The sequence below is a fragment of the Variovorax sp. 01N429 genome (genome assembly GCF_056399425.1).
The window spans coordinates 308,285-319,914 of record NZ_JBFTRG010000007.1; the positions used below are offsets into that span (position 1 = coordinate 308,285).

Annotated in this window: 13 protein-coding genes; all 13 read left to right on the plus strand. The window is 66.1% G+C overall.

Translation table 11 applies throughout. The features are described from left to right. The first annotated feature begins 102 nt into the window (after window positions 1-102). Window positions 103-1,845 carry a flagellar basal-body MS-ring/collar protein FliF gene (gene fliF, locus AC1DSF_RS15520; RefSeq protein ID WP_478183075.1) on the plus strand — a complete coding sequence of 581 codons (1,743 nt, stop codon included), beginning with the start codon at window positions 103-105 and terminating at the stop codon, window positions 1,843-1,845. Continuing rightward, window positions 1,835-2,833 carry a flagellar motor switch protein FliG gene (gene fliG / locus AC1DSF_RS15525; protein ID WP_478127063.1) on the plus strand — a complete coding sequence of 333 codons (999 nt, stop codon included), beginning with the start codon at window positions 1,835-1,837 and terminating at the stop codon, window positions 2,831-2,833. The genes fliF and fliG overlap by 11 nt, the downstream gene beginning before the upstream one ends. Beyond that, window positions 2,820-3,620, plus strand: coding sequence for a flagellar assembly protein FliH (gene fliH, locus AC1DSF_RS15530; RefSeq protein WP_478183076.1), 801 nt, complete (start codon window positions 2,820-2,822; stop codon window positions 3,618-3,620). The genes fliG and fliH overlap by 14 nt, the downstream gene beginning before the upstream one ends. Continuing rightward, window positions 3,598-5,031, plus strand: coding sequence for a flagellar protein export ATPase FliI (gene fliI, locus AC1DSF_RS15535; protein ID WP_478183077.1), 1,434 nt, complete (start codon window positions 3,598-3,600; stop codon window positions 5,029-5,031). Before fliH ends, fliI begins: the two co-directional genes overlap by 23 nt. Before the next feature lie 46 nt (window positions 5,032-5,077). Then, entirely contained in the window at window positions 5,078-5,533 is a 456-nt protein-coding gene (fliJ, locus tag AC1DSF_RS15540) for a flagellar export protein FliJ (RefSeq protein ID WP_478127066.1), read from the plus strand. A 19-nt stretch (window positions 5,534-5,552) separates the two neighbouring features. Further along, a complete protein-coding gene (locus AC1DSF_RS15545) occupies window positions 5,553-6,953 on the plus strand; it encodes a flagellar hook-length control protein FliK (RefSeq protein WP_478183078.1) in 1,401 nt (466 codons plus the stop codon). 128 nt (window positions 6,954-7,081) lie between these two features. Further along, on the plus strand, window positions 7,082-7,564 hold the full coding sequence (locus AC1DSF_RS15550; protein WP_478183079.1) for a flagellar basal body-associated FliL family protein: 483 nt from the start codon (window positions 7,082-7,084) through the stop codon (window positions 7,562-7,564). A 21-nt stretch (window positions 7,565-7,585) separates the two neighbouring features. Continuing rightward, on the plus strand, window positions 7,586-8,587 hold the full coding sequence (gene fliM, locus AC1DSF_RS15555; protein ID WP_478127069.1) for a flagellar motor switch protein FliM: 1,002 nt from the start codon (window positions 7,586-7,588) through the stop codon (window positions 8,585-8,587). Beyond that, window positions 8,580-9,029 carry a flagellar motor switch protein FliN gene (fliN, locus tag AC1DSF_RS15560; protein WP_478183080.1) on the plus strand — a complete coding sequence of 150 codons (450 nt, stop codon included), beginning with the start codon at window positions 8,580-8,582 and terminating at the stop codon, window positions 9,027-9,029. The genes fliM and fliN overlap by 8 nt, the downstream gene beginning before the upstream one ends. A 134-nt stretch (window positions 9,030-9,163) precedes the next feature. Next, complete coding sequence (gene fliO / locus AC1DSF_RS15565; RefSeq protein ID WP_478127071.1) at window positions 9,164-9,616, plus strand: flagellar biosynthetic protein FliO; 453 nt, start codon at window positions 9,164-9,166, stop codon at window positions 9,614-9,616. Beyond that, window positions 9,616-10,371 carry a flagellar type III secretion system pore protein FliP gene (gene fliP, locus AC1DSF_RS15570; RefSeq protein WP_478127072.1) on the plus strand — a complete coding sequence of 252 codons (756 nt, stop codon included), beginning with the start codon at window positions 9,616-9,618 and terminating at the stop codon, window positions 10,369-10,371. The genes fliO and fliP overlap by 1 nt, the downstream gene beginning before the upstream one ends. A gap of 10 nt (window positions 10,372-10,381) precedes the next feature. Continuing rightward, window positions 10,382-10,651, plus strand: a complete 270-nt coding sequence (fliQ, locus tag AC1DSF_RS15575) for a flagellar biosynthesis protein FliQ (RefSeq protein ID WP_478127073.1) — start codon at window positions 10,382-10,384, stop codon at window positions 10,649-10,651. Beyond that, window positions 10,651-11,445: a flagellar biosynthetic protein FliR gene (fliR, locus tag AC1DSF_RS15580; protein ID WP_478183081.1), complete on the plus strand. Its 795-nt coding sequence runs from the start codon at window positions 10,651-10,653 to the stop codon at window positions 11,443-11,445. Before fliQ ends, fliR begins: the two co-directional genes overlap by 1 nt. Window positions 11,446-11,630: the final 185 nt, after the last annotated feature.

The window sequence follows — 11,630 nt, forward strand, 5'->3', positions numbered from 1 at the left end:
GACCCGATCAGCGACCTCCGGCATGAACCCTGAACAACGAATCTCCACCTTCAACATGAAGACGGACGGCGCCAGCGCCCCGGCCATGGCGAGGGCTCGCGCATGAGCGCCCTGGCCCCGGCGAGCAGCATGGTGCCTGCGGCGCCATCGCTCCCTCCGATCCTGGAAAGAATGCGAGCGCAACCAAAGCTGCCGATGATCCTCGCCGGCGCTGCGCTGGTGGCTGCCGCGGCAGCGTTCACGCTCTGGAATCGCGGGCCCGACTACAAGGTGCTCTACACCAACGTGTCGGACCGCGACGGCGGCGCGATCATCGCATCGCTGCAGCAGATGAACGTGCCCTACAAGTTTGCCGAAGGCGGCGGCGCGATCCTGGTGGCCGGGGACAAGGTGCCCGAAGTGCGGCTTCGGCTCGCGGCGCAAGGCCTGCCCAAGGCGGGCGGCGTCGGCTTCGAGCTGATGGACAACCAGAAGTTCGGCACGAGCCAGTTCGCCGAACAGGTCAACTACCAGCGCGCGCTCGAAGGCGAACTTGCCCGGTCCATCGAATCGATCGGCACGGTCGATTCGGCGCGCGTGCATCTGGCGCTGCCCAAGCCGTCGCTCTTCGTGCGCGAACAGAAGAAGCCCTCGGCCTCGGTCGTGCTGACGCTCCACCGCGGACGCAGCATCGACGAAGGCCAGGTCAGCGCGATCGTGCACATGATCTCCAGCAGCGTGCCGGAACTGGACGCGAAAAGCGTCACGGTGGTCGACCAGCGCGGCAACCTGCTCTCGGCGGCCAACAGCGAGGCGCGCGGCCTGGACGTGAGCCAGCTCAAATATGTGCAGGAGATCGAGCAAGGCTACATCCGCCGCATCGAGGCGATCCTGCAGCCGATCGTCGGCGCGAGCAACGTTCGCGCGCAAGTCGCCGCGGACATCGATTTCTCGGTCGTCGAGCACACGGACGAGAAGTACCAGCCGAACCAGAACCCGACCTCCGCTGCGATTCGGAGCCAGCAGTCGAGCGAATCGAGCCAGCACGGCTCCCCTCCGCCAGGAGGCATACCCGGCGCGCTGACGAACCAGCCGCCGGTGAATCCGACAGCGCCGATCACGACGCCGAAGCCGCCGGCTCCCGCTGCGCCGGGCAAGCCGGGCGCACCCAATGCGACGGCCGCCGCCGCTTCCTCGGTCACGACTCCTGCGCCCACAGGACCCGGAAGTTCGCGCAAGGACGTCACGACCAACTACGAACTCGACCGCTCGATCCGCCACGTCCAGCAAGGCGCAGGCGCCATCAAGCGGCTGTCCGTCGCGGTGGTCGTGAACTACAAGGAAGCGGCGAATGGCGGCAAGACCGCGGCGCGCGCATTGACGGCGGTGGAGATCGACCAGATCAGGAATCTCACCAAGGAAGCCATGGGCTTCAGCCAGGATCGCGGCGATTCGCTGAACGTGGTCAACAGCGCATTCGCCGAAGACCGCGAGCCGCCGGCACCCGAACTTCCAGTCTGGCGCGACCCCGAGAACATCGAACTCGCCAAGACCGCCGGCCAGTACCTGCTGTTCGCAGCGCTCGCCCTCTTCGCCTGGTTCGCTGTGCTGCGGCCAATCCTGCGCAAGCATCTTGCGCCGCCGCCAGCGCCCCCGCTGCCATTGGTAACCACGGACGCGACCCAAGAACAGGCACTCGAACCGCTGGTCGAGCTCGAGGCGCCGATCTCGCAGGAAGACGCCCTTCGCGTGCGAGAAGCAGCGCGCCAGAAGGCCGACATGGACTACGCCCATCAGACCGCCGACCAGGATCCCAAGCTGGTGGCGACGCTGATCCAGCACTGGATGAACAGCAATGATCAGTGAAATCGGAACCCGCAAGAGCGCCATCCTCCTGATGGCACTGGGCGAAGACCGTGCGGCCGCCGCCCTGCACCATCTGCCCACGGCCGAAGTGCAGACGCTGGGCCTCGCCATGGCCAAGCTCGCGTCAGTCTCCAAGGATGAACTCAACACCGTGCTGGCCGAGTTCCGGCATGAGACCGAGCAGCTGTCGGCGCTTCATCTCGGATCGAGCAGCTACATCCGCGCAGTGCTCAGGAAGGCGCTCGGCGAAGACCGCGCCAGCAATCTTCTCGAAGACATCCTGCAGGCCGAAGAGCCGCACAGTGGCATCGAGCGCCTCAACCAACTCGAAGCCGGCGAAGTGGCCGAGCTCATCCGCGACGAGCATCCGCAGATCCTCGCAACGGTGCTCATTCACCTCGACCGCATGAAAGCATCGGAGGTGCTCGAGAAGCTGCCGACACGCCTGCGGCACGACGTCATCATGCGCATCGCCACTTTCGGCGGCGTGCAGCCGTCGGCGCTCAACGAGCTCACCGACGTCCTCACCGAAATGCTCTCAGGCCAGGGGCTCAAGCGCAGCAGGCTGGGCGGCGTGAGGACCGCGGCGGAGATCGTCAACCTCATGACGAGCGCGCAGGAAGAAGAGGCCATCGCCCACGTGCGGGAGGCCGACGAGGCCCTCGCCCAGCGCATCGTCGACGAGATGTTCGTGTTCGAGAACCTGCTCAGCCTGGAAGACCGGAGCATCCAGCGTCTGCTCAAGGACATCGAGTCCGACTCGCTCATCATCGCGCTCAAGGCTGCGCCGCAAGCGCTGCGGGACAAGTTCCTCAACAACATGTCGCAGCGCGCGGCCGAAACGCTTCGCGAAGACATGGAGCTTCGCGGGCCAGTCCGTGTGTCGCAGGTCGAGACCGAACAGAAGGCCATCCTGCAAGTCGCACGACGCCTCGCAGAGATGGGCGAAATCGTGATTGCCGCGCCAGGTACCGATGACTTTGTCTAAGCACAACTTTGCCCCGGGCGCGCGCGGCCGGCTGGCGTCGGCCTATGCGGCGCCCGCCGCAGCGGCCAGTCCAACGCCCGCGCCGAAGCATCCCAAGCCCGTGTTGTCGGCCTGGCAACGATGGGAGATGGACACGCTGAACGATCCGGCACCGGCCGCCTCCCCGGTGCGGTCGAGACTGGCGTCCGCCGAAGCGCCGCCCTCGCTCGCGCTGATTCATGCGGCCGAGCTTGCACGGCTTCGCCGTGAAGCGCGCACAGCGGGCGAGGCCGAAGGTCATCGCGAAGGCCTGATGAAGGGCCACGCCGAGGGCTTTGCCGAAGGGCGCACCGAGGGCTTGGCCGCAGGGCTCGCCGCTGCCAGCGCGCACGCCGAACAGTTGCGTGCGCTTGCCACGAGCCTGCCTGAAGCCATGCGCCGCGCCGAATCCGAGATGGCCGATGCGCTGCTGACGCTCGCCCTGGACGTGGCACGGCAGGTCGTGCACCGCACCTTCCGCGCCGAGCCGGAATGGGTGTTGCCGATGGTGCAAGACCTTCTGCAGGCAGAACCTGCACTGCAAGGCGAGCCGCGCCTGCTGCTCCACGCTGACGACGTCGCACTGGTGAAGAACAGCCTCGGCAACGAGCTTCAGGCTGCGGGCTGGCAGGTGCGCGCCGACGAGACCATCACGCGCGGCGGCTGCCGTGTGCAATCAGCGAACGGCGAAGTCGACGCCAGCCTGGAGATGCGCTGGAAAAGCGTGACGGCCGCGTTGCAACGCGATGCCGATGCGCAGGGAGTCTGACCCGATGACGACCGTCGCCAATCCGCACCTTCAGTCCTGGCTGGCGACGCTAGGCAAGGCGCGCTCCGACGTGAGCCGATGCGCCATGACCACCCAATCGGGCCGCCTGACGCGCGCCGTCGGCCTCGTGCTCGAAGCCGTGGGCCTGCAACTGCCGGTGGGCAGCGACTGCCTGATCGAATTGCCGCCAGGTCATCCGCAGCGCCATGCGGAGGCCGAAGTGGTCGGCTTCGCGGGCGATCGATTGTTCCTGATGCCGCAAAGCGAAGTCGCCGGACTGCTGCCAGGGGCGCGCGTCATTGCGCGACCTGGAACAGCCGGCTCTCCCCTCACCGGCGATGCCCATACCAAGCGCCTGCCCGTGGGCGAAGGCATGCTCGGCCGCGTGGTCGACGCTGCCGGCCGGCCGCTCGACGGCCTCGGGCCGCTGGACATCAGCCGCAAGGTGCCGCTCTCTTCGCCGCCGATGAACCCGCTGTCGCGCGCGCCGATCGACTCGGTGCTCGACGTCGGCGTGCGCGCCATCAATGCAATGCTCACCGTCGGCCGCGGCCAACGCATGGGCCTCTTCGCAGGCTCCGGCGTGGGCAAGAGCGTGCTGCTGGGAATGATGGCGCGCTACACCAGCGCCGACGTCATCGTGGTGGGCCTGATCGGGGAGCGCGGACGCGAAGTCAAGGACTTCATCGAGAACACGCTGGGCGAAGAAGGCCTCGCGCGCGCGGTGGTCGTTGCCGCGCCTGCGGACAACTCACCATTGCTGCGCCTGCAGGGCGCCGCCTATGCCACCTGTCTGGCGGAGTATTTCCGCGACCAGGGCAGGAACGTGCTGCTCATCATGGATTCGCTGACCCGCTACGCCATGGCGCAACGAGAGATCGCGCTGGCGGTGGGCGAACCGCCGGCCACCAAGGGCTATCCGCCTTCGGTGTTCGCGAAGCTGCCCGCGCTGGTGGAACGCGCCGGCAACGGCGCACGCGACGCCGATGGACGCGGAGGATCGATCACCGCCTTCTACACAGTGCTCTCCGAGGGGGACGACCAGCAGGACCCCATCGCCGATTCGGCCCGCGCCATCCTCGATGGCCACGTCGTGCTGTCGCGCACCTTGGCGGAGGCGGGGCACTATCCCGCCATCGACATCGAGGCGTCCATCAGCCGTGCGATGACCGCGCTCATCCCGCCGTCCCAGTTCGAGGTGGTGCGGCGCTTCAAGCAGATGCTGTCGCGCTACCAGCGCAATCGCGACCTGATCAGCGTCGGCGCCTACGCGCCCGGCCATGACGTGCAACTGGATCAGGCGATCGCGATGTACCCGCGCATCGAAGCCTTCCTGCAGCAGGCCATGGAAGAGCGCACCGACTACACCGCCTCGATCGAGCGCATGAGCAAGCTCTTCGAGACCGCCTGAACAGCCTTGAATCACCGCATCCAGCGCAATCACAGCAAGGAACACCATGCCCCAGCGACTCCCCCTCGAAACGCTGACCGATCTCGCACGCACGCAGACTGACGACGCCGCGCGGCGGCTCGGCGCATTGCAGAGCGCCCAGCTCAGCGCGGCCCAGAAGCTGGACATGCTTGTGCAATACCGCAGGGACTACGACCTGCAGTTGCAGGCGCTGATGAGCCAGGGGCTGCCCACCGCGAAGTGGCGCAACTACCAGGCCTTCCTCGGCACACTCGACGGCGCCATCGAACAGCAGCGCGCCATCGTCCTCCAAGCCGACAAGCGCCTCGACCACGGCCGCAGCGACTGGCAGCACCAGAAGCGCCGACTCAATTCCTTCGACACCCTTGCCGAGCGCGTGCGTCGCCAGGAACTGCTTGTGCAGGCCAAGCGCGAACAGCGCGACAGCGATGAACGATCGGCCCGGAAGTACTTCGACCGCGCCGCCAATCCGACCCTTTGAAGCTTCCCCGGAGCCCGCCATGCCTACAGTCACACCGCCATCCATCAATCTGCCGGCCCCATCGGCATCGTCGGCGTCTTCGGCGAGCGCTCCAGGCGCACGTGGACGCAGCACCGAGCAGCCTGAAGGCCGGAGCTTCGGCGCGGTTCTCGATCGCTCGCGCGCGGCGAGCCGTCCCGCCGCGGACGATGCAGCCAGCACCGCCTCCGCCACGCCGGGCGCGAGTCGCAAGCCAGGGCGCGCCGGCGAGAGAAAGAGCGATCTCAGCGCGGCGGACGTGATGGCGATGCTTGCGCCGCTGCCGGCACACATTGCACGCGCCGCAGCCGGTGCGAAGTCCGATGCCGTTGGAAGTGCGAGCGGCACAACAGCCGCCGGCGCCGCCCACCGAGCAGCGTCGGCCGACGCTTCGATCGTTGGAGCAGCGGCAGAGAAAGCCGGCGCTGACTCCGCGTCGACCACACCGGCCGTCACTGAGGACGCCGACGCCAGCGACGATGCCGTGCCCGAGGGTGCTGTTGACGCGACGGCACGCACCGGCGCACAGGCCTCCACCGCCGACGCCAAGCTTCAAGCAACCGCGGCTTCGGCCACATCCACATCAGGAGCTGGTGCGCACGCCGATGCCGCCGTCTCGGAGACGGCTGACGCGCTGATGCCGCAGCAGCCGACCGCCATGGCGGCAGCGAGCGCCGCATCGCCGGCGAAGACAGCATCCGCCAAGGATGCAGCGGCTGGGGCCGCCTCGAACAGCACGTCGTCCGCGCCGGCGCCCATCGCGCTTGAAAGCGCAAAGGCATCCACCACATCCGCGTTGTCCGCAACCACTGCCTCCACCGACGGCAGCGCCCTCGACGCCGACACCGCCGCGCCGCAGCCGCTGCCGCTGCCGCAAATGCAGACGATCGCCGCCTCCAGCGACCGCGCCGCCGCGCCGGCAGGCTCGACGCCTGTACTGTCAGTGGCACCGCCCGTCGGCAGCGACCAATGGGGTCCGGCCATCGGCCAGCAGATGATCCGCATGAGCGCCAGCGGCCACCACGTCGCGGAGCTCAACCTCAATCCGACCGGCCTCGGCCCGCTCAAGGTCACGCTGACGATGGGTGACAACCAGGCGCAGGCGATGTTCATGTCCGCGCACGAAAGCGTCCGCAAGGCCGTGGAAGCGGCCCTGCCGCAGTTGCGCACGACGCTCGCCGAACAGGGCATCAGCCTCGGCCAGACCTCGGTCGGCGCCGAGACCCGCCAACCCTTCGGCCAGGGCAGCGCCTTCGCGGACCAGAACCCCTCCCGGCGCCAGCAGGGCTCGCCCGACTATTCGGGCGCCAGCCGCGCCGACAGCGCCGCCACGGCCACGCGCCTTGCGCCCGCACCGGCAACCGCCGTGCGCGCGGGTGCGGGCCTCGACACCTTCGCCTGAAGGCGCCGTTCACGGCTTGCCGCACGTCCAGGCAATGGACGGATCTGAAGCGCTTTTCCACGCTTGATCAGCCGTTCGCCTGCCGGGCAGTTCGCAAAGAATAGACCGAACAAGAAATCCAGCTCCATATGGCTACCTCCACTCCTGCCGCAACCGCAATTTCTGCCGCGCCCCGTTCCTCGAAGCTGCTGATCGTGCTTCTGGCCGGCGTCGGCGTCCTCGCCGCCTGTGCGGCCGCCTACGCCTTCCTCGGCCACCGGGACGCACCCGCCGAATCCACCAAGGTGGTCGTCGAAAAACCCATCTTCGTGCCCATGGAGCCACTGACCGTCAACCTCCAGAGCGAAGGCCGCGGCAAGTTCCTGCACGTGGGCATCGCTCTCAAGATGCGCGACGAACCGTCGAAGGCGCAAGTCACCGAGTTCATGCCCGAGCTGCGCAGCCGCGCGCTCTTGCTGCTGTCCAACCGGGCGCCGGATTCACTGATGACGACCGATGACAAGACCAAGCTCGCCGACGAGATCCGCACCGAGCTGAATCGCCCGCTGAACGACAAGTTGCCCGAGCAGGGCATCGCCGGCGTCTCGTTCAACACCTTCGTGGTGCAGTGACCTCCTCCAGGCAAGCGACACATGGCCTATGAACAAGTCCTCTCGCAGGACGAGGTCGATGCCCTGCTGCAAGGCGTCACTGGCGGCAGCGTCGACCAGACTGCATCGCCCCCTCCGCCGGCCGATGGCCTTCCGGCCTACGACCTCGGCGCGCCCGACCGCGTGGTGCGCAGCCGCATGCACACGCTGGAGGTCATCAACGACCGCTTTGCGCGTGGCCTGCGCGCCGCACTGCTGAACTTCATGCGCCGCAGCCCCGACATCAGCGTCGGCCCGGTGCAGATCCAGCAGTACGGCGAATTCGTGCGCCACCTTCCGGTGCCCGCGAACATCAACATGCTGCACATGAAGCCGTTACGCGGCACGGCGCTTTTCGTGTTCGACCCGAAGCTGGTGTTCCTCGTGGTGGACAACCTCTTCGGAAGCGACGGCCGCTATCACGTGCGCGTGGAAGGCCGCGACTTCACGCGCACCGAGCAGCGCATCATCAAGCGCCTCCTGGACCTCTCGCTGCAGTGCTACGGCGAGGCGTGGAAGCCGGTGTATCCGCTCGACTTCGACTACCAGCGTGCGGAAATGCACGGCAAGCTGGCCAACATCGTCGCTCCCAACGAGGTGGTGATCAACACCACCTTGCAGATCGAGTTCGGCCCCATCGGCGGCTTCCTGCACGTGTGCATTCCCTATTCGATGATCGAGCCGATCCGCGACCTTCTGTCGAATCCGATCCAGGACGAAGTCGAAGTCGACAAGCGCTGGGTCAAGCAGATGTCCCGGCAGATGCAAGAGGCCGACGTCGAACTCGTCGCCGACTTCGTGTCGATGTCGTCGACCATTGGCGAAGTCCTGAAGCTGCAGGTCGGCGACGTACTGCCCATCGAGCTGCCGACCACCGTCATGGCCAAGGTCGATGGCGTTCCGGTGATGGAGTGCGGCTACGGCATCGCGAACGACCGCTACGCACTGCGCGTGAAAAACATGATCACTCACCAAGACAGCGATTTGAAGAACGACCATGACTGACAACACTTCTTCCGTCAGCGACACCGACGACTGGGCCGCGGCGCTCGCCGAGCAGACCGCCTCCTCGCCACCCGCATCGGCATCGGCATTGGCATCCGAGCCCGCTCCGGCGCCCGCCACGATGCAGGTCTTCCAGCAGATCCAGGAAAAAGCCGCGGCCGCCGCCGACGCCTCGGGCGTCGATATCGCGCGCGTGATGGACGTGCCGGTGCAGCTCACGGCCGAGATCGGCCGCACGCGCATCACCATCAAGAGCCTGCTCCAGTTGTCGCAAGGATCGGTCGTCGAACTGGACGGCCTGGCCGGCCAGCCGCTGGACGTGCTGATCAATGGCTACCTGATTGCGCAGGGCGAAGTGGTGGTGGTGAACGAGAAGTACGGCATTCGCCTGACGGACATCATCACGCCCTCCGAGCGCATGCAGAAACTAGCTCGGCAATGACTCACCCCCAGCCTCGCCCACTTCGTGTGGCTCGGACACCCCCTTTCAGGGGGCAATCCCGGCGGCCCGGCAAAGCCGGTTCCGCGGGATTTCTGGACTTCGTTGGGCTGAGCGCGCGGTTTCTGACCGCGGCGATGGCCTTTGCGGCGCTGCCGGTGCATGCGGTGCTGCCTACGGTGCCGTCGCACAGCGTCGAGGCCGCGCCGGCGGTCGGGGCGTCGGGGTTGATGCAGGCGGGCCTGGGGATGATGGTGGTGCTTGGGCTGATCTTTCTGTGCGCGTGGCTTGCGCGGCGGTTTGGTTTGCAGCGCTTTGGCGGGGGCCATGTGGTGAAGGTGGTGTCGAGTTCCAGCATCGGGCAGCGCGAGCGGGTTGTCGTGGTTGACGTCAACGGCACTTGGCTGGTGCTCGGCGTCACGTCCAGCCAGATCAATACGCTGCACACACTGCCCGCGCAGGCTGTGCCGCATGCATCCCAGGCATCCCATGCATCCACCAGTACCGTGCGGGTGGCTGCGAAACCCCTTGACCTCTTCGCGCAGAAGCTGCGCGAATCCCTTACCGGCAAGACACATCCGGCTCCGTGATGCGCAACATTCTTCGTCGAAGCCTCAAGGGCGGCTTCGTGCTGCTCGCCGCCGTGCTGCCCATGGCGGCCTGGACGCAGGGCCTGCCCGGCCTCACCAGCACGCCCGGCCCCGGCGGCAGCCAGACCTGGTCACTCAGCGTGCAGACGCTGGTGATGCTGACCTCGCTGACCTTCCTGCCCGCGCTGCTGCTGAGCATGACCAGCTTCACGCGCATCCTCATCGTGCTCGGTCTGCTTCGCACCGCCATCGGCACGCAGTCGTCGCCGCCGAACCAGGTGCTCGTGGGGCTGTCGCTGTTCCTCACCTTCTTCGTCATGTCGCCGGTGCTCGACAAGGCCTACAACGACGCCTACAAGCCCTTCTCCGAGAACAAGATCAGCACCGACAAGGCCCTGGAGCGCGGCATCGAGCCCTTCAAGACCTTCATGCTGCGCCAGACCCGCGAGAACGACCTCGCCCTCTTCGCCAAGCTGGCGAAGGTGCCTGAGATGCAGGGCCCGGAAGAAGTCCCCCTGCGCATCCTGCTGCCCTCCTTTGTCATCAGCGAACTGAAGACCGCCTTCCAGATCGGCTTCACGATCTTCATTCCCTTTCTCATCATTGACCTCGTGGTGGCGAGCGTGCTGATGTCGATGGGGATGATGATGGTGCCGCCCGCCGGCATCGCGTTGCCCTTCAAGCTGATGCTGTTCGTGCTCGCCGACGGCTGGCAACTGCTGATCGGGGCCCTGGCGCAGAGCTTCTATACGTAGGGAGTTCGAAATGACACCCGAAACCATCATGACGATGGGCAACCAGGCGATCCAGGTATCGCTGGTGCTCGCAGCGCCACTCTTGTTGGTGGCGCTCATCGTCGGCCTGATCATCAGCGTCTTCCAGGCCGCGACGCAGATCAACGAACAGACTCTCTCGTTCATTCCAAAGCTGTTGGCGATTTTTGCGACCCTTGTCATCGTGGGGCCGTGGATGCTCGAGCAAATGCTGGACTACATCCGCGCGCTGTTCATGAGCATTCCCCAGCTCATCGGCTGATGCCGCAGGTCTTCTCCGTCACCTCGGCACAGCTCACCGCCTGGCTCGTCGCCTTTCTCTGGCCGTTCGTGCGCATGTTGGCGCTCGTGAGCACCGCCCCTGTGTTCGGCGAAACGTGGGTGCCCAAGCAGGTGAAGGTGGCCATCGCGGCGCTTCTGGCGTTGGTGCTGGCGCCGACGCTGGGGCCGATGCCCGATGTGCCCGTTGTGTCCGCGGGCGGCGTCTGGATCATCGTGCAGCAGGTGCTGATCGGCGTCGCCATGGGGTTCACGATGAAGCTCGTCTTTGCCGCCGTCATGGCCGCGGGGGAGTACATCGGGCTGCAGATGGGCCTTTCGTTCGCTTCCTTCTTCGATCCGATGAACGGCGGGGCGACGATGGTCGTGGCTCGGCTTTTGAATATGTTGGCGATGCTGATCTTCGTGGCGCTCGATGGGCATCTCTTGATGATCTCCGCGCTGGTGGAGAGCTTTCAGGTGTTGCCGGTCAGGGATGGGCCGATGTCGGGACAGGGGTGGATGGTGCTGGTGGCGGGTGGGGGGCAGATTTTTGCGAGCGGGTTGATGTTGTCTCTGCCGCTGGTGACTGCGCTGCTGACACTCAATCTGGCAATGGGGATTTTGAATCGGGCTTCGCCGCAGTTCAGTATTTTTGCTGTGGGGTTTCCGTTGACTTTGTTGGCGGGGATTTGGATGTTGCAGTTGTTGATGCCGCAGCTCAGGGGGTTTTTGGAGCCTCGGTTTGGGGAGGGGATCTCTGGGATGCTGGGGGTTGTGTCTGCATTGAGTAGGTGAGTCCTTTTTTGGGGCTGCTGGGTATGGGAGGCTGCTGGCCGGGACTCGCCCCGGCGGGCGACTTCCTTTTCTTTGCTTCGCCAAAGAAAAGGAAGCAAAAGAAAGGCGACCCTGCTGTGGGCGTCCCTTCGCTGCGCTACGGGCAACCTGCGGTGCTCGCTTTTCGTGGGGTCCGCGCAAACTCG

What these genes read in the sequence shown, in the direction of transcription:
- fliQ (WP_478127073.1), top strand. Translation starts at nt 10,382, where the DNA reads ATGACACCCGAAACCATCATGACGATGGGCAACCAGGCGATCCAGGTA.
- AC1DSF_RS15550 (WP_478183079.1), top strand. Translation starts at nt 7,082, where the DNA reads ATGGCTACCTCCACTCCTGCCGCAACCGCAATTTCTGCCGCGCCCCGT.
- fliJ (WP_478127066.1), top strand. Translation starts at nt 5,078, where the DNA reads ATGCCCCAGCGACTCCCCCTCGAAACGCTGACCGATCTCGCACGCACG.
- fliO (WP_478127071.1), top strand. Translation starts at nt 9,164, where the DNA reads ATGGCCTTTGCGGCGCTGCCGGTGCATGCGGTGCTGCCTACGGTGCCG.
- fliN (WP_478183080.1), top strand. Translation starts at nt 8,580, where the DNA reads ATGACTGACAACACTTCTTCCGTCAGCGACACCGACGACTGGGCCGCG.
- AC1DSF_RS15545 (WP_478183078.1), top strand. Translation starts at nt 5,553, where the DNA reads ATGCCTACAGTCACACCGCCATCCATCAATCTGCCGGCCCCATCGGCA.
- fliG (WP_478127063.1), top strand. Translation starts at nt 1,835, where the DNA reads ATGATCAGTGAAATCGGAACCCGCAAGAGCGCCATCCTCCTGATGGCA.
- fliM (WP_478127069.1), top strand. Translation starts at nt 7,586, where the DNA reads ATGGCCTATGAACAAGTCCTCTCGCAGGACGAGGTCGATGCCCTGCTG.
- fliR (WP_478183081.1), top strand. Translation starts at nt 10,651, where the DNA reads ATGCCGCAGGTCTTCTCCGTCACCTCGGCACAGCTCACCGCCTGGCTC.
- fliP (WP_478127072.1), top strand. Translation starts at nt 9,616, where the DNA reads ATGCGCAACATTCTTCGTCGAAGCCTCAAGGGCGGCTTCGTGCTGCTC.
- fliI (WP_478183077.1), top strand. Translation starts at nt 3,598, where the DNA reads ATGCCGATGCGCAGGGAGTCTGACCCGATGACGACCGTCGCCAATCCG.
- fliF (WP_478183075.1), top strand. Translation starts at nt 103, where the DNA reads ATGAGCGCCCTGGCCCCGGCGAGCAGCATGGTGCCTGCGGCGCCATCG.
- fliH (WP_478183076.1), top strand. Translation starts at nt 2,820, where the DNA reads ATGACTTTGTCTAAGCACAACTTTGCCCCGGGCGCGCGCGGCCGGCTG.